This is a genomic window from Streptomyces sp. NPDC098101, assembly GCF_044760185.1.
Classification (GTDB): Bacteria; Actinomycetota; Actinomycetes; order Streptomycetales; family Streptomycetaceae; genus Streptomyces.
In genome coordinates, this window is the sequence record NZ_JBIWAS010000003.1 from 135554 (window position 1) to 151784 (window position 16231).

At 69.0% G+C, this 16231-nt stretch carries 19 protein-coding genes; 15 read left to right on the plus strand and 4 right to left on the minus strand.

Annotated elements, in window-relative coordinates; translation table 11 throughout:
* The first annotated feature begins 36 nt into the window (after positions 1-36).
* The 4 genes from ACIQVI_RS13490 (at position 37) to ACIQVI_RS13505 (ending at position 2274) form a co-directional block, all read left to right on the plus strand.
* Positions 37-957, plus strand: coding sequence for an EamA family transporter (locus tag ACIQVI_RS13490; RefSeq protein ID WP_403594908.1), 921 nt, complete (start codon positions 37-39; stop codon positions 955-957).
* A gap of 22 nt (positions 958-979) precedes the next feature.
* Positions 980-1168, plus strand: a complete 189-nt coding sequence (locus ACIQVI_RS13495) for a hypothetical protein (RefSeq protein WP_403594911.1) — start codon at positions 980-982, stop codon at positions 1166-1168.
* Positions 1169-1349: 181 nt separating this feature from the next.
* On the plus strand, positions 1350-1688 hold the full coding sequence (locus ACIQVI_RS13500; RefSeq protein ID WP_403594914.1) for an SCO0607 family lipoprotein: 339 nt from the start codon (positions 1350-1352) through the stop codon (positions 1686-1688).
* A 208-nt stretch (positions 1689-1896) separates the two neighbouring features.
* Positions 1897-2274: a VOC family protein gene (locus tag ACIQVI_RS13505; RefSeq protein WP_351969082.1), complete on the plus strand. Its 378-nt coding sequence runs from the start codon at positions 1897-1899 to the stop codon at positions 2272-2274.
* A 258-nt stretch (positions 2275-2532) separates the two neighbouring features.
* Here ACIQVI_RS13505 and ACIQVI_RS13510 read toward each other — a convergent pair whose 3' ends face one another.
* Positions 2533-2913, minus strand: coding sequence for a hypothetical protein (locus ACIQVI_RS13510; protein ID WP_403594917.1), 381 nt, complete (start codon positions 2911-2913; stop codon positions 2533-2535).
* Between the two features lie 171 nt (positions 2914-3084).
* Between ACIQVI_RS13510 and ACIQVI_RS13515 the strand changes: the two genes are divergently transcribed.
* Entirely contained in the window at positions 3085-3336 is a 252-nt protein-coding gene (locus tag ACIQVI_RS13515) for a GntR family transcriptional regulator (RefSeq protein ID WP_403594920.1), read from the plus strand.
* A 120-nt stretch (positions 3337-3456) separates the two neighbouring features.
* Here ACIQVI_RS13515 and ACIQVI_RS13520 read toward each other — a convergent pair whose 3' ends face one another.
* Positions 3457-3651, minus strand: coding sequence for a hypothetical protein (locus ACIQVI_RS13520; protein WP_403594923.1), 195 nt, complete (start codon positions 3649-3651; stop codon positions 3457-3459).
* 183 nt (positions 3652-3834) lie between these two features.
* Here ACIQVI_RS13520 and ACIQVI_RS13525 point away from each other — a divergent pair, with 183 nt between their 5' ends.
* The 6 genes from ACIQVI_RS13525 to ACIQVI_RS13550 all read left to right on the plus strand — a co-directional run bounded on the left by ACIQVI_RS13525 (position 3835) and on the right by ACIQVI_RS13550 (position 10183).
* Positions 3835-4089 carry a hypothetical protein gene (locus ACIQVI_RS13525; protein WP_403594926.1) on the plus strand — a complete coding sequence of 85 codons (255 nt, stop codon included), beginning with the start codon at positions 3835-3837 and terminating at the stop codon, positions 4087-4089.
* Positions 4061-4576: a DUF6879 family protein gene (locus ACIQVI_RS13530; protein WP_403594929.1), complete on the plus strand. Its 516-nt coding sequence runs from the start codon at positions 4061-4063 to the stop codon at positions 4574-4576. Before ACIQVI_RS13525 ends, ACIQVI_RS13530 begins: the two co-directional genes overlap by 29 nt.
* Before the next feature lie 14 nt (positions 4577-4590).
* Positions 4591-5478 (plus strand): helix-turn-helix domain-containing protein, encoded by an 888-nt coding sequence (locus ACIQVI_RS13535; RefSeq protein WP_403594932.1) that lies wholly within the window; start codon positions 4591-4593, stop codon positions 5476-5478.
* Between the two features lie 269 nt (positions 5479-5747).
* Positions 5748-6947 carry a methyltransferase domain-containing protein gene (locus ACIQVI_RS13540; protein WP_403594935.1) on the plus strand — a complete coding sequence of 400 codons (1200 nt, stop codon included), beginning with the start codon at positions 5748-5750 and terminating at the stop codon, positions 6945-6947.
* Positions 6948-7373: 426 nt separating this feature from the next.
* Entirely contained in the window at positions 7374-7565 is a 192-nt protein-coding gene (locus tag ACIQVI_RS13545) for a DUF1272 domain-containing protein (protein WP_403594938.1), read from the plus strand.
* Between the two features lie 305 nt (positions 7566-7870).
* On the plus strand, positions 7871-10183 hold the full coding sequence (locus ACIQVI_RS13550) for an excinuclease ABC subunit UvrA (protein WP_403594941.1): 2313 nt from the start codon (positions 7871-7873) through the stop codon (positions 10181-10183).
* Positions 10184-10755: 572 nt separating this feature from the next.
* Here the strand turns inward: ACIQVI_RS13550 and ACIQVI_RS13555 are convergent.
* Together ACIQVI_RS13555 and ACIQVI_RS13560 are read right to left on the minus strand one after the other, a co-directional pair.
* The gene (locus ACIQVI_RS13555; RefSeq protein WP_403594944.1) at positions 10756-11535 is read right to left on the minus strand and encodes an Eco29kI family restriction endonuclease; all 780 of its coding nucleotides are present in this window, start codon (positions 11533-11535) and stop codon (positions 10756-10758) included.
* Positions 11536-11581: 46 nt separating this feature from the next.
* Positions 11582-12364 carry a GIY-YIG nuclease family protein gene (locus ACIQVI_RS13560; RefSeq protein ID WP_403594947.1) on the minus strand — a complete coding sequence of 261 codons (783 nt, stop codon included), beginning with the start codon at positions 12362-12364 and terminating at the stop codon, positions 11582-11584.
* Between the two features lie 122 nt (positions 12365-12486).
* Between ACIQVI_RS13560 and ACIQVI_RS13565 the strand changes: the two genes are divergently transcribed.
* From ACIQVI_RS13565 to ACIQVI_RS13580, 4 genes are all read left to right on the plus strand, one after another.
* Positions 12487-13791 (plus strand): DNA cytosine methyltransferase, encoded by a 1305-nt coding sequence (locus tag ACIQVI_RS13565; protein ID WP_403594950.1) that lies wholly within the window; start codon positions 12487-12489, stop codon positions 13789-13791.
* A complete protein-coding gene (locus ACIQVI_RS13570) occupies positions 13788-14570 on the plus strand; it encodes a very short patch repair endonuclease (protein ID WP_403594953.1) in 783 nt (260 codons plus the stop codon). Before ACIQVI_RS13565 ends, ACIQVI_RS13570 begins: the two co-directional genes overlap by 4 nt.
* 320 nt (positions 14571-14890) lie before the next feature.
* Positions 14891-15424, plus strand: a complete 534-nt coding sequence (locus tag ACIQVI_RS13575; RefSeq protein WP_403594956.1) for an NUDIX hydrolase — start codon at positions 14891-14893, stop codon at positions 15422-15424.
* A 352-nt stretch (positions 15425-15776) separates the two neighbouring features.
* Positions 15777-16199 carry a hypothetical protein gene (locus ACIQVI_RS13580; protein ID WP_403594959.1) on the plus strand — a complete coding sequence of 141 codons (423 nt, stop codon included), beginning with the start codon at positions 15777-15779 and terminating at the stop codon, positions 16197-16199.
* Positions 16200-16231: the final 32 nt, after the last annotated feature.

The following is a 16231-nucleotide window of genomic DNA, read 5'->3' on the forward strand; positions in this document are numbered from 1 at the left end:
CGGCGGACCTTCGTCGTACGTGGTGAGGAGCAGCCGGTGGACAGTCCGGTCAAGGACGTGGCCCCGGTCGCGGCGGCCGCCGCGGAACCTCGGGGGGTTCCCGTACGGGACGGGGGGACGGGCCGCGGGCTCGGCCCGGTCGCGCTGGTCGTCACGAGCGGGCTCTCCGTGCAGTTCGGGGCCGCCGTCGCGGTCCTCCTCATGCCGCGCGCCGGGGCCCTCGGGGTGGTCACCCTGCGGCTGGTGCTCGCGGCGGCCGTGCTGCTCGTGGTCTGCCGGCCCCGGGTGCGGGGCTACGGCCGCGCCGACTGGGGCACGATCGTCGCCTTCGGCACGGCCATGGCGGGGATGAACGTCCTCATCTACCAGTCGTCGAGCCGGATCCCGCTGGGCGCCGCCGTGACCCTGGAGGTCCTCGGCCCGCTGATCCTCTCCGTGGTCGCCTCGCGCCGCTGGACGAACCTGCTGTGGGCCGGGCTCGCGCTCGTCGGCGTGGTCCTGCTCGGCGGGGGCGGCTTCGACCGCCTGGACCCGCTGGGAGCGGCCTTCGCGCTCGGGGCGGGCGGCATGTGGGCGGCGTACATCGTCTTCGGCGCCCGCACCGGCCGCCGCTTCCCGCAGGCCGACGGGCTCGCGCTCGCGATGGCCTTCGGCGCCCTCCTCAGCCTGCCGCTCGGCATCGCGGAGGCGGGCGACCGGCTCCTCGTACCGTCGACGCTCGCGCTGGGCCTCGCGGTCGCGCTGATGTCGTCGGTCCTGCCGTACACCCTGGAACTCCTCGCCCTGCGCCGTATGCCCGCGCCCACCTTCGCGATCCTGATGAGCCTGGAACCGGCCATCGCGGCCCTGGCCGGTTTCCTCGTCCTCAGCCAGGCCCTGTCCGCCACCGACGCCCTGGCCATCGCGCTGGTGATCGGGGCGAGCATCGGGGCGGTGCGCACCCGGTCGAGACCCTAGGCTCCCGTACGGGGAGGCGAACGTGCGGGACGACGATGACGAGGAGGGCCGCGAGGTCCTCCGCCGCGCCGACCGGGCGTCCCGCCTGGGCTGGACGGCGATCGCGGGCGTGACGGGCCTGCTCGGCTGCGTCCTGGTGGCCTTCCTGGCGGCCGGGTTGCTGGTGGCGGTCGGGGCGCTGTACGTCCTGATGGCGTCGGACACCCCCTAGGGGGTGCCGGTCGCCGCCGGAGGGAAAGGGCCAGGCGCGTCCGCGCCTTTCCGGCCAACTGTGGCCGACAACGGCTCTCCTGAGTAGGGGCGCGGCGGCCCTCTTGAGTACCGGTACTCACGCTCCGGCGATCTCCGGGAACGAGAGTGGGGACAGACCTCACGACCGACAGGAGACTCCCGTGACCACCCCCCTGAGCGACAAGGCCCCTTCCCGCCGCCGCCGGATCCGCGCCTCCGCGGCCGCCGCGCTCACGGGAGCGGCCGCGGTCCTGGCCCTGACCGGCTGCTCCGGCCTCTCCTTCCAGGACGACATCTGCTCCGGGGGCGAGTACCCCGTCATGACCGTCGGCGCGACCGGCTCCGCCTGCGTCAAGGACGGCGAGAAGGTCCCGGAGGGCTACACGCGCTACCCCGAGGGCAAGGTGCCGCAGAAGGTCGATGACGAGTGGGACGTGTACTGGCGCACCCACACCGTCGACAAGGACGGCAAGATCGTCGACGCTCCTGAGGCGGGCTGACGGGGGCGGGGTCCGGGGACGGGTTCGGGGACGAGTCCGGGCCGGGCCGGGGTCCGGACCCTGAGCCGGGGCCCGGGGCCTGGTCCGAGGTCAGGCCCCGGCTCCCCGGCCCGGAACCCCGCCCGAGTCCGAGTCCGGTCAGCCCGCCTCGGGGTCTGCTCCGGGGCCGGTCCCGAGGCCTGTGCGGGCCCGCCCCTAGACTCCCCGCGTGATCGCCGACTTCCAGTGCCTCGTCCTCGACTGTCCCGCCCCCCGCGCGCTCGCGGAGTTCTACCGGGCCGTGCTCGGCGGGGAGGTCGACCGGCCGGACCGGCGCTGGTCCCTGGACGAGGACTGGTCCACCCTGCACACCCCCGGCGGGCCCGTCCTCTGCTTCCAGCGCGTCCCCGGCCACCGCCCGCCGACGTGGCCGGACCCCGAGCTGCCCCAGCAGTCCCACCTCGACTTCGGCGTCCCCGACCTCGACGCGGCCCACGACCAGCTCCTCGCGCGGGGCGCGACCCTCCTTGACGCGGGGGAGGGCACGAGGAGCTGGCGCGTGTACGCGGACCCCGCCGGGCACCCGTTCTGCCTGGTCCGGCACTGAGCCCGGCGCCCGACGACTCCGGAGCGCGGAACGCCGGGGGTTCCCTGCCCGTACGGGGTTACGCGCCCCGGTCGAGTTCTCCGGGCACGGGCCCGGGGGCCACGTCCACGGCGTGGCCCGGGCAGGCGTAGAGGATCACGTCGGGACCGCTCGCGCGGAGGTGGCATCCGACTTCCACGGGTACGTCCGTCCACCGTCCGCAGCGGCAGCACGGAGCGCCGGAGGGGGCCGGGACGGGGCTCGTCAGTCCGTCACGGGTCACGCGGGCACCGCCGTCGCGGCGGCGGCGAGAGCCTCGAACTGGTCGCCTTCGTAGCCGTAGGGCCAGTCCACGCCGAGGGTGGCGAGGACGGCGGCCCGTCGCCGCTCGCAGATCACGTCGAGTTCCCACGTGCCGCCGACGCGGCAGTAAGGGCGGGTGAGGGAGACGTCCTCACCGCGGAGCGGAGCGTAGAGGTCCCGTACGTGTGCGGGGGCCGGCGTCGGCCACGGCCTCGACCAGGGGTCGACGTGGACGGGTTCTTCGGTGCGGACGGGTTCGGCCCGGTCGGCGAGAAAGGCGGCGGAGTGGCGTCCGGGCCGACGGGGGACGAGGAGGGAGAGCGCCCGGGAGAGGGCGCGGGCGATAGCATCGCGCATGGTCGTGCAGCTCCTAGCAAGCTGTTCGGCAAGCCTCGGTGGACCGGTCCTAAGCGGTCCACCGGGGCGTTTTCGTATGCCGACGCTAGCGGGCCTATATACTCCTGTCTATAGCAAGGGGTATACAGGTAAATCTATGCGTCTATGGGGGCGGATGAGTACTGTCCGGCCGTGATTGAGTTCGACCCCACCCGCCCCAAGTGGCAGCAGATCGCGGACGTCCTGCGTCGGCGCATCGCCGACGGTGAGTACCCTCCGCGCCATCTCGTGTCGGAGGTGCGGCTGGAAGCCGAGTTCGGCGTGGCCCGCACCACGGTCCGGAAGGCCACGGCGGCACTGAGGGAAGAGGGGCTGATCGTCACGACCCCCGGCATGGGCTCCTTCGTCAGCGGCCGTGAAGGCGAGGGCGCGGGCGGCTTGTAGGCGTGCGGGTGCGAGCCCGTCGCGTGGCGTTGTCGTCCCGGGACAGTGCTTCCCGAGGGCCGCCGTCCGCGGTGATGAGGAAGCGGCTCCCGTGCCGTTGGGCGTCCCCCTGCCGGTCGATCATTCCGGGCATCCGCCCAAGTGCCGGTAGACGACCACGTCCGGCTGCGACGGCCGGCGGAGCGTCCCTCGGCGGCAGCGCTCAAGGCCCTTGATCGGCTTGAGGCAGGCGGGGCACATCTCGCCCGTCGGAGCGTAGGTCGTGTACTCCCACTTCCGCGCGTCCGTGTCGCTCGGCTCTGTTCCTGTCGCCATAGGGCCGTCTCCTTGCTGCTGCTGTCCCTTGACGCGACGCTAGGAGGACGGTTGACCACAGGCCTACGAAGTTGCATGAGCTTGCACGCCAATGCATTTGGCTCGTAAGTTCCTTGGCTGCCTGCGCGCTGCTCGTCATGGTTCGTGTAAGTCCGTGCAATCACCTGGACCGAGGAGTCGGCCATGGCCGTAGAGTTCGTGGGCATCGATCCGAACACCGACCGGGACCACTGCCCGACAGTCTGGGCGGACACGGAAACCCAGGAGATCCTGTTGCAGGGCTGGAAACCGGACGGCGAGACTCAGGCCCGGTGCGAGGCGAGTAGTCCCGCGAATGGACCGGTTCCCGATGGCGAGGCGATCGTCAGGATTCCGGCCCGCATGATTCCGATGATCCGGGAGGCGTGTGATGCCGTCGAGCGTGCCCGACTTCGCTGAACTGCTCGGCCGTTGCGAGCGGTCCGCCGTACACCTGGAGATGCGCGACTCGTACGCATCGACCGAACGCTTCGAGGCGTGGCGGCGGGGTGAACGCATCGACTGGGACGACCGCGCGTCCTGGTGGCACCCGTACGACCAGCTGATCGCGGACACCGTGGCCCGCGGGGTGACGATCCGTCGCGCCCGGATCGTCTCCGAGCCCGTGACGGAGTACATCCGGTGGGAGCACTACGTCACCCGCGCCAACGTCACGGCCGGCGAGGACGTCCGGTGGCTGCCGCGCCGCATGGCCACGGACATTCCCCTCCCCGGGAACGACTTCTGGCTCTTCGACGGTGGTCTCCTGCGCGTGCACCACTTTTCGGGTGACGGAGCGGTGGTCGAGGACGAGATCACCGACGACGCGGCGACCGTGGAGCTCTGCGCGTCGGCTTTCGGAACCGTCTGGGACCGGGCCGTCCCGCACCGCTCGTACGCGATCTGAGGACAACCGGCTCCATGCCCCCACACCCCTCGTCGAATGTTCAGCAGGCCCGTGAGGCATTGGCGGGGCGGCTGCGCGAAATCCGGCGGGACGCCGGAATCAGCGGGCGGGAACTGGCTGTCAGATGCGGATGGTCGGATGCCAAGGCTTCGCGCATCGGAAACGCGAAGACGCCGCCTTCCGACGCGGACATCCGTGCCTGGTGTCGGGCGTGCGGTGCCGACGACCAGGTGACAGACCTGATCGAGGCGAACCGGCAGTCCGCCGATGCCCACATTCAGTGGAGAAGGCTCCAGCGCGGAGGCCTCCGGCACGTACAGGAGTCCACGGAGGGCCTGTACCGGCGCACACGGCTGTTCCGGGTCTACGTCTCCGACGTGATCCCGGGCTTTCTCCAGACGCCTGGTTACGCCACCGCTCTCCTGTCGTCCATCGCGGACTTCCGGGGGACGCCCGACGACGTGATGGAGGCCGTCAAGGTCCGCATGAGAAGAAACGCGGTACTGGACAACGCGGCGCACCGGTTCTCCTTCCTCCTGGAGGAGTCGGTACTGCGCTACCGGCTGTGCACCGTCGAAGCGATGGCGGCGCAGCTCGGCCACCTCTTGGAGGTCATGGACCGTCAGAACGTGGCCGTGGGAATCATCCCGTTCTCGTCCCGGAGGGCCGCTTGGCCCATGCCGACCTTCACCATCTTCGACGATGCGAGGGTACATGCGGACACTTTGGACGCCGCCTCCACGCTGACCCAGCCGGACCAGGTCGACCTGTACGCCAGGGCCTTCGGCAGGCTCTCCCGAGGGGCGGTACGTGGAGCCGCCGCACGTTCCCTCGTCTCCTCCGCCCTGGAGTTCCTCGGGCAGGAGGACGGCTCGGGGACGGCACGCCTGTCCACGTCCTGATCGCATCGGCGAGAGGAGACCAGGAGTGATTGACGTGCAACCTCGTGCAATCTCCTACGAGTTGCCGCATCCCTCTCCCTAGCGTGGTCCTGTCACGGCCCCGCAGAGGGGTCGCGATCGAGAGGAGAGACGCCATGGGATGGGGAACGGGCAAGGGCGGAAGCGGTGGCGAAGGCAAGCACTCGGGCAAGAAGGATCCGGGTGATGTAAAACCGTCCCCCGACAGCGCGAGGCCCAGGCCGGAGCCGAAGCACAAGAAGGACAAGTAGATGGACCCCGTGGACGGCGGCTCGGTGGACGACGGTTCGGTGGCGCCGCACGCCCTGCTGCGTGGCCTTCTCGCTGAGGTGGCCGTGGAGCTGGGACCCCTGGCGCCGGAGTGGAAGCGGGCCGCTCATGCGGTGCCGCGCCACCGGTTCCTCCCCGACCGGTTGTGGACCGGGGAAGACCTGGAGCCGTGTGACCGCGAAGCCGGGCCGGACGCCTGGCTCCGGGCCGCCTACGCCAATGAGCCCGCCGTGGTCCAGGTCAACGACGGCCGCGTTCCGGAAGCGGAGGAGGAACGGTGGCCGTCGTCCTCCGCGAGCGCCCCGGACATCGTGTTCCGCATGTTGCGCCTGCTGGACGTGGAGCCGGGACACCGGATCCTGGAGATCGGCACGGGAACCGGCTGGAACGCGGGTCTCCTGGCCCACGTCGCCGGCCCGGGGAACGTGACGAGCGTCGAGATCGACCCCGGGCTGGCAGCGGAGGCCGGAGAGCGCCTGCGGGAAGCGGGACTCGTCGTGGACGTGGTGGTCGGTGACGGGGCCGGGGGCTATGCGGACAACGCTCCGTACGACCGGCTGGAAGCCACGTGCTCCGTACGGTCCGTCCCGCGTCCGTGGCTCGCGCAGGTGAGACCCGGGGGCGTCGTCCTCGCCCCGTGGGACTCGCCCTGGTTCTGCTACGGGCTGCTCCACATGACCGTCGACGGCACCGGAAGCGCGTCGGGCCGGTTCTCGCCGTACTCCGCGTTCATGGTCATGCCCGAGCACCGCACCGACCTGGGCATCTACCGGGACGTGGTGCGGGACGAGCACCGGCCGGAGGAGTCGGCCACCACCCTCTCCCCGTGGAAGGTGGCCGGGGACGACGTCGACGCGCAGTTCGCCCTCGGGCTCCAGCTCCGTGACGTGTGGCGGACGTGGCACCACGACCCCGACGTGGAAGGCGTGGAGACCCGGCTGTGGGTCGCCACGACCGACGCCGCGTCGTGGGCCGCCGTGGACTGGGACGGGAAGTCCGACGACTGGTTCACGGTCTGGCAGTACGGTCCGCGCCGGCTCTGGGACGAGGTGGAGGCGGCGTACGCCTGGTGGACGGCGCGCGGCCGTCCCGGACCGGAACGGTTCGGGCTGACCGTGACCGCCACGGGGGAGACTCCGTGGCTGGACGACCCCGGTCACCCGGCTTCCGGGGCAGGCTGACAGAAGAGTTTCCCCGTGTCGATATCGCCAATTCGCCATGCCCACTTATCCAAAAAGTCGAATTGACGGGCATCGTTTTATACACACACGGCTCATGACGGGGTGGGGTAAGGGAGTGCTTCACTAGAGGCATGAATGCGAAAGCCGAAACCCGCCCCGCGTTCGAACTCCGCGTCGGTGGACTGCACTTGACCGTCCAGCGCATCCCGGGATGGTTTGTCGCCCTGCTCACCACCGCCACCGGAGTGGTGGGGACCTGGTGGGTGCAGCAATAGGAGCGGAGGGGACGCCCGCCCGCCCCGTGTCCGTTTTTCCCGGACGGGCTTCGGCCCGATTCCGTCGAACCCTGGCCGTCGGGCTGTTGAACCGGTCGGAACGGGTGAGGAGCATGTGTGGTCACATCCGTACGAGGGAGGGGAGCCGATCATGGCCCTGGAGATGCGCGACCGGTGCGAGCGCTGCGAGACGGTGGTCCTGGCGGCCGACGGGCCCGCGCGGATCTGTTCGTACGAGTGCAGCTTCTGCGTGGGGTGCGCCGACGCCCTGGGGAGCATCTGTCCCAACTGCGGCGGCGAGCTCGTCCCGCGGCCGCGCCGTTTCGCCCCCGTGAGCGGGTGAGGCCGCCGACCCCGAAAAGGCCCCGGGAAAGTTTTCGGGAAACCCCGGGGAGGGGCGCGCATGTCCCGGGGCTTCCCGGGCACACGGAGGGAGAGCGCGTGGGACCGCTCAAGGACGCCGGGCCCGTGGTTCCCCCCGTACCGCGGGCCCGGTGAGGCAGGACGCGCGGCTCGCACACCAGGCGGAGGTGCGGGCCGCGCGCCGCTCGTACGAACGGGTTCCGTACGGCGCGTTTTCCCGCCGCCCCCGGCGCACCACGCGCGTGGCACCCGCATCCGGACCCCGGCCGAACCATGATGGCGCCCATGAACGCGAACGCCCGCAACGCCGCAGACGAAGCCGTCATCCGGGTCGTGGGAGCGGCCGCCAACAACCTCCGGAACGTCACCGTCGACCTGCCCAAGAAGGCCCTGACGGTCGTCACCGGCGTCTCCGGGTCCGGCAAGTCCTCGCTCGTGCTCGACACCGTCGCCGCCGAGGCGCAGCGCCTCGTGAACGACTCGTACCCCTCCTTCGTACGGAACCGGCTCCCGCACATGCCGGCGCCCGAGGTGCAGTCGATGAGCGGGCTCACCTTCACCGCCATCATCGACCAGCGCCGCTTCACCGGGAACGCCCGCTCCACCGTCGCCACCGCCTCCGACATCGCCCCGCTGCTCCGGCTGGTGTTCTCCCGGATCGGCGAGCCCTCGGCCGGGTACTCGCCCGCGTACTCCTTCAACGATCCGGCGGGCATGTGCCCCGACTGCGAAGGGCTCGGCACCGTCGTCGACATCGACGTCGACGAGCTGATCGACCCGGAGAAGAACATCGACGAGGGGCCCGTGCGGTTCAGCCAGTTCCGGCCCGGCGTCTACCGCTGGAAGCGCTTCGCGTACTCCGGCCTCTTCGACCGGAAGAAGCCGCTCAAGGACTACACGGACGAGGAGAGGAACCTCTTCCTCTACGCCGAGCAGCTCAAGCTGCCGGATCCGGACCCGCGCTTCCCCAAGACCGCCCGCTTCGACGGCGTCGTCACCCGGATGCGCGACGTGTACGTGAAGAACCGCCCGGCCAAGATCTCCCCGCAGGTCCACGAGGAGCTGGAGCGCCTCACCACCCACCGCGTCTGCCCCGTCTGCGGCGGCGCCCGGCTGAACGCCGCCGCCCGCGCCAGCCTCGTCGACGGGCGCTCGATCGTGGACTGGACGGCGATGTCGGTGGCCGAACTCCGCGGCGTACTGGAGGACTTCGACGATCCGCGCGTCGCACCCGCCCTCGCGGGCGTCCGCCACACCCTCGACGCGCTGCTCTCGGTCGGGCTCGGCTACCTCTCGCTCGACCGCGAGTCCTCGACGCTCTCCGGCGGCGAGGCGCAGCGCGTGAAGATCGTCCGGCACCTCGGCAGCGCCCTCACCGACATCACCTACGTGTTCGACGAGCCGTCCACCGGTCTCCACCCCGCCGACGTGCGGCGCCTCAACCAGCTCCTGCTGCGACTGCGCGACGCGGGCAACACCGTCCTCGTCGTGGAGCACCACCCCCAGGTGATCCGCGTCGCCGACCACGTGATCGACATGGGGCCGGGCGCGGGCGCCGACGGCGGTCTCGTACGGTTCGAGGGCACGCCGGAGGAGCTGCGGGGGAGCGACACGCTCACGGGGCGGCTGCTCTCGACCCCGCTGGAGCTGCGCCGCGAGGTCCGCGAGCCGCGCGGCCACGTCCGGGTCGCGCGCGCCTCCGCGCACAACCTCACCGGCTTCGACGTCGACGTCCCCCTCGGCGCCCTCACCGCCGTCACGGGCGTCGCGGGCTCCGGCAAGAGCTCCTTCGCCGTCGACGAACTGCCGCGCCAGCACCGCGAGTTCACGGTGGTCGGGCAGGACCCCCTGCGCGGCGGCGTACGGTCGATGTCGCTGAGCGTCCTCGGCGTCGCCGACGCCGTGCGCGAGGCGTTCGCCGCCGCGTCCGGGCTCGAACCGGCCTGGTTCAGCTTCAACTCCAAGGGCGCCTGCCCCGCCTGCCGGGGCAAGGGCCACATCACCACCGAACTCGCCTTCCTGGACGACGTCGCCACCCCCTGCGACGCCTGCGGCGGCGAACGCTTCAACCCCACCACCCTGAAGGCGGAGCTCGACGGCCACACGATCGCCGACGTCCTGCGGATGACGGCGGGATCCGTGGCCGAACTCTTCGCCGACCGTCCCGGCATCGCGAAGCCGATGGGCTGGCTGGAGCGCGTCGGGCTCGGCTACGCCGCCGTCGGCCAGTCCCTCGACACCCTCTCCGGCGGCGAGAAGCAGCGCCTCCTGCTCGCCCGGCACCTCGGTGCCGCCGCGTCCTCCGCCTCCGGCTTCGCCGAGGAGCGCATCGTCCTCGACGAGCCGACGACCGGCCTCCACCCCAGCGACGTGGAACGCCTCGACGCCCTCTTCGCCGACCTCGTGGACGCGGGCGCGACCCTCGTCGTGGTCGAACACAACCTCCGCGTCGTCGCCCAGGCCGATCACGTGATCGACATCGGCCCGGGCGCGGGCGCGGACGGCGGCCGCCTGCTCTTCACGGGTCCACCGGCCGAACTGGCGGAGAGGGAGGACTCGTTGACGGGGCGGGCGTTGGCGGGGGCGGCGAAGGGGTGAGGGTGCGCGATGCCGTACTCGTTGGAAGGAGCCGACGTGGTGCCGGTCGGCACACGCCCCGAACACCGCGTCCGCGAGGTTTTCAAGACCGTTCCATTAGGCCGCTTGGGTAACCCACCTGGTTCCCGCCCCACCGGGGGTGGGGGCAGGTACGGCTTACCGGCCTCTGATCTCGTGCGGAGCCCGTGGTTCACGCGGGGCCCACTCGCTTCGTTTCGGAGCGCTTCCCACTCTCCTCAGTCGGCGCGATCGTGCGCCTCCGCAGGGCCCATGCCCGACCGTGTACAGCACCGACTCCGCGTTGCCAGACGCATACGCCCCCGACGGTGGCTTGACCGTCGGGGCGCGGAGGGACGAGGGGGACTCAGGCGAACAGGAGGGTGGGCAGGCCGGGTCAGGTGCCGAGAACCTGGGTGGCGTCGTCAAGCCGCTGTTCCTGCCGATAGTTCCGCTGATAAAGCACCTGGCGGAGGCCGATGGCCTTGAGGAGTTCGGCGGTCCTTTGAAAAATCTTTGACCCCGACGACGAGGCTCCTGTCGCTATCTGTCGAGCCGGTGACAGAAGCCTCAGTTCAGTCGTTCTTCTTCCCTTCCGTTATTTTCTCTTCTGTCTGCTCTTCCTCAATGGCGATGACATCTTCCTCGGACATCTTGCCGGCGAGGAGATCCTGGATCCGTGAACGGGACACGGCAGCTGGTGTCTTGCTCGGCGTCGGCATGTAGTCCGGATGGGACCACCAGCGGCCCGGATGCAGTTCGTCCCAGGCGGGGCGGTAACTGTCCTTCCGTCGATTGGCTCCGGGGTCGTGATTTCCGAATCCGTCGACGATGCTGTTCCAGACTGGTCGATAGTGCCGGATGATCACCCGTTCGGCGATGCTCACGAACGCTTCGATCGCAACCAGGTACCGAACCCGGAAGTCCGAAACCTTCAGGTCGTGGACCTGAAGGAGTGACTGCTTATGTTCGTAGATCCGGTCCCACAGTGTGGTGGCATCGGGCTTTTCCTCAGCCGTACCCTTCCGCACACCGGTGGGCCGCGCCTGCCCCACGTACACGGGGGTGCGGCAGTCAGGCGAGCTGATCTTCGCGTACAAAGGATTCGAACCACAGTAGTACAGGGCGTAGATGCCACTTCCGTACACAGGGCTGACTTCGTCCAGCGGCTCAGGGTCCCGGCTCAAGAGCTCGGCTTCTACGCTGCGCCCCAGGTTTTCCAGATCCAGAGGGTTATACGGGGCGGAATGACGTTCTTCCGCCGCCTTGCGCCATGTCTTCGACTTCCGTGGTTTCTGCGGAGGCTTCTGTGGTGAGGGGAGACTCTCGCTCGACGGATTAGGTGAAACCGACACCTTGTTTTCGATCCTTCGGCTCGCATGAATTATTGGACTTTTGGTCTCACTGCTGCCAGACGTCCACAACTCCGGCGTTGCGGTAGTACCGCCGGGCGCTCGGGTAGTCTTCGACCTTCGGGTACATGATCAGGTAGCCCGGGAGAGCGGTGATCTGCCATTTGTCCGGAAGTCGCGCGGCGATTGCCCTGAGCGTCTCGTCCGCTGTCGCATTGGCGTTGGGGAGTTCCACGACTATGTCGTCAAACTCCTTCGAAGCCTGGTAGCGGAAAACGTACGGAAGGTGCGTCTTGACCTCTTGGAGCAAGACGGAGAGAGGCGCCTGCTCGGCCATCAAGGTGCGTTCAGCCAGCAGTTCCGTCAGCTTGTACTCGAGATCGATCGGGTGCTCGTGATCGAAGTGACCTTTGTCCACCTCGGTGGTGTCGCGCCGCTTTCCGGGGTCGTTGTTGCCGAACCCGTTGTAATTCCACGGAGCCTGCCCCTGGCCCCTGTGTTGGTTGATCAGCAGGCGCTCGGGGGCGACCGCGCCGAAGTCCTCGTCCACGTAGAGGCAGGTGAACGCCATCTGGTCGAGGGAGATGTTCGTGCGGCCGGAGATCTTCCGGTAGTGCTTCTCGATCCGCTGCGGAAGGCTGCGATCCGCCTTGCCCACGTAGACGAGGTCATCGTCCTTGTAGAGCTGGTAGACGCCGGGCAGCGGTCGAAGCGACCGGATGTTTCCCAGGGAGAGGGGCGCCGGCGTCAGCTTCTCCAGCGCGGCTGCGAGCTGATCGCCGAGCGCCTTGGTGATGCTCAGCTTGAACTCGGCGTGGTTCTCCAGTGACACAACCAGGCTTCCTGACATGCGACGAGTGATTGCCGTCACCCTATCCGGTGACATCGGGGAACACTGCGTCGGATTTCCTCAGGAGGCTCACTTGATCCACGATTCCGCGGTATGGTTTCTCCATGTCCGAGCTGCGAAAGAAGCACCCCGAGGTGGGAACCTGTGTCGAGCTGTTCGCCGGTGGTGGTGGCCTCGCCATGGGCGTCCACAACGCCGGCTTCCGACCGCTGCTGGTGAACGAGTACGCCAAACGGGCCATCGAGACCCTCCAGACGAACCCGATGCCGGGTGGCGGGAAGTGGCCGCTGAAACCCGGCGACGTCCGTGATCTGAAAGATGATTTCAAGGAGCTGAGAGGTCAGGTCGACCTCCTCGCCGGTGGGCCCCCTTGCCAGCCGTTCAGCCTCGGCGGCGTAGCCAAGGGCACGGAGGACGAGCGGAACATGTTCCCGCAGATGTTCCGCGCCATCCAGGAGATGCGGCCGAAGGCCGTCATCTGTGAGAACGTCCGAGGCCTGCTCAGGAAGTCCTTCGATCCGTACTTCCAGTACATCCTCAACGAGATGAGGCTCCCCTTCGTCGAACGCGAGGAGGACGCGACGTGGGAGGACCACAACGACGTTCTGGAGAAGCTGCTCGCCAACGATTCGGTGCCCGCCTCCGAGCGCTACATCGTGAGACACCACCCTGTGAACGCCGCCGACTTCGGCGTCCCGCAAATCCGGCAACGGGTCATGATCGTGGCCTTCCGCGCGGATCTTGGGATCGATGAGAACGTCTGGGAGGGCTTCGCGCCGAAGGCGACGCACTCGGATGAGTCGCTGATCCACTCCATGCGTGAGGGCGGAGACTACTGGGACCGTCATCGAGAGGTCTCGGAGGAAGCGAAGGCCCGCGCCATCGCGAATCTTCCGGTGCTCAACTACGACAACCCGAAGATCAAGGAGAAGCTGACTCTTCAGCCCTGGAGGACGCTCCGGGACGCGATCCACGGCGTCGACGAGTTCGAGGGGCACCCCCTGCCGTTCGTCAACGAGACAGCGGTCAACGGGAAGGAGCAGGTGGGGAAGATCTCCGACCATTTCGGATGGCCTGGCGCCCGGGTCTACACGGGGCACACCCCGAACCTCCTCGACCGTCCCGCCAAGACGGTCAAGGCCGGTGTGCACGGCGTTCCCGGTGGCGAATCCGTGATGATGATGGACAACCCCACGTTCGACGGTAGTGGCTACCGGTACATGACGGTCCGCGAGACCGCACGGGTCATGACCTTCCCCGACGAGTGGACGCTTGCCGGCCCGCGTGGCGAGAAGATGCGGCAGCTCGGGAACGCCGTACCGGTGAAGTTGGGCAAGGTCTTCGCCAATGCGGTCGCCGCCGCTCTGGACTCGGTCGGCGCTCTGGAGAAGCCTGGTGGAAAGCGGTGACGCGAGCGGCGATCGAAGCACAGCAGGGCTGGAACGATCAGCTGCCGCCTGCGAAGGCGTACAAGGCGCGTCCCGGTCTGTCTCGTGACAAGCGAAGCGCCGAGCAGGACCAAGCGGCCGGAGGTCGACACCGCCGTGCCGTACCACTCGGCGACGGTTCCTATGCGCGCGGGTCGATCCAGCTCCGGCTGTACCGGAGCACCCGTCGCATCCGTGCCTACCTACGCTGGTCGGACAACGGGGAGACGAGGGAAAGGTACGTCTGCGAGGTCTACGAAGCGACCCGTAAGGCGAACCTCGCTCTCGCGTGGACGAAGGCACGGGAAGCGAGCAAGGTGGTCGATGAGCCGCTCCCACCAAATTCGAGGGCGTCGTCGGTCTCCGTTCGCGCGGTCATGACCGCGAACAAGGGCAAGGACACCAAACCGGAACTGATGCTGCGCTCCGCCCTGCACCGCAGGGGGCTGCGCTACCGGGTAGGCGTCCGCCCACTTGCCGAACTGCGACGCACGGCGGACGTCGTCTTCCCCAGAGCCAAGGTGGCGGTCTTCGTCGACGGCTGTTTCTGGCATGGCTGCCCGGACCACTACCGGCCTGCGAAAAAGAGCGGCGAGGAGTGGAGCCAGAAGATCAAGGACAACCGGGACCGCGACGCGTCCACCACGCTCGCTCTCAGGAATCAGGGATGGACGGTGCTTCGGTTCTGGGAGCACGAGGATCTGGAACTAGCCGCTGAGGAAGTCAGGGTGGTAGTCGAAGATCGAAGGTCCAGGACCTGACGACCTTCTGGCGTTTTCCTGAAGCCCCTCTCGCCGAGATCCTGTACGTACTCCGTGCTGCCCGCACCTCCTTCTGGCTGGAGTCCGGCGTCTCCCCGGCCGAGGTCGATCGCCGCGCCAGCCACAGCACCGCCGTGCTGTTCCGCATTTGACTGATGGAAGGTTGGTCCTCGCTCGAAGTTTCGGGTGAGGACCAACCGCTACCCCTCGCTCCCTATCCACCAGCCCCATGTCCTCACTGCGACGTGAATTCGCTTGTACCTAGCTGCCCATGGCGGCAGCTCTGCGATGCTGGAGGCCGATCGAGAGGGGCCGCAGCGATGCAGTGGAAGGTCCACGGGGAACGTCCGATCTACGAGAACGCCTGGGTGAACGTGTGGCTCACCGACATCGAGACCCCGGACGGGAACCGCTGGGAGCACCACGTCGTCAAGCTCCGGCACCTGGCCGTGGCCGCCGTGGTCAACGAGCGGCGCGAGGTTCTGATGATGTGGCGGCACCGCTTCATCACCGACGCCTGGGCGTGGGAACTGCCGATGGGCCTGGTCGAGGTGGGCGAGACTCCCGCCGAGGCGGCCGCGCGTGAGGTGCTGGAGGAGACCGGCTGGCGACCCGGTCCGGTCGAGCCGCTGATCTACGCGGAGCCGGCCAACGGCATCACCGACTCCCAACACCACGTCTTCCGGGCCGACGGGGCGACGTACGAGGGTCCGCCGACCGAGAAGAACGAGTCCGACCGGGTCGAGTGGATCCCGCTGGCCGACGTGCGGGGCATGATCGACCGGCGCGAGATCGTCAGCAGCGGCTCCCTGGTCGGGCTGCTCTACGTGCTCATGGACGAGGCGATCCGCTGATCGACCGGGACTTCGTGGACGCGTACGCACTCGCTCACCGCTCCGGGACGCTGGTAGAGAAAGGGCTCGTCGCGGCGCGCGGGGCCGGGATCGCGCCGGGCCGCCGAGATCCCCTCCTGGCGCACCGCCCCCACCGAAGGCGTCACCGCCTTCGCCGCCGCCAACGTCAACCTCTGGTCCGAGATCGGCAGCGCCGATCCCGACCCGTGGACCCTGTGCCTCGCGGCTGCCGCCACCGCCTGGCACGCGCACCGCAGGGCCGGCTGAAGCGGACTCTCCGCTCGGGTGGGTCGCGCCCGTGCGCCCGGGGTCTATGCACTCGATGTATACGCAGTGCGTATAGTCGGGCGGCATGGCCTCACCCACACCCACACCCGCCCTCCCCCGCCTCCTCAAAGCCCTGATCGTCTCGTCGGTCGGTGTCGCGGCGTCCCATCTGGTTCTGTCCGACACCCTCTATCTGTCGTTCAGTGCCCAGGCGTCCGCCGCGCTCGGGGCCGGGGGTGGGTACTCCTCCGATCAGGCGTTCACCTCGGCGCTCGTGAACACGTTCCTGCTCATGCCCCTGGTGCTCTGGGTCGGGATGAGGGTCGTGGGAGAGCGGAAGGTCGGGGTGATGGCGCTGGTGGGGACCGTCGGGTGGGTCGTCGCCGTTGGGAACGGCGTGGGCGTGCTCGACGAGCGGCCCGGTGCCGTCCTCCCGCTGGGGTCCCTCGTTCTCGTCGTCGGTGTCACCGCGCTCGCCTCGTTGGTGCGGCGGACCCGGCGGGTGTAGAGGCGTCCCTCTTCCGCGAGTCCTTTTCAAAA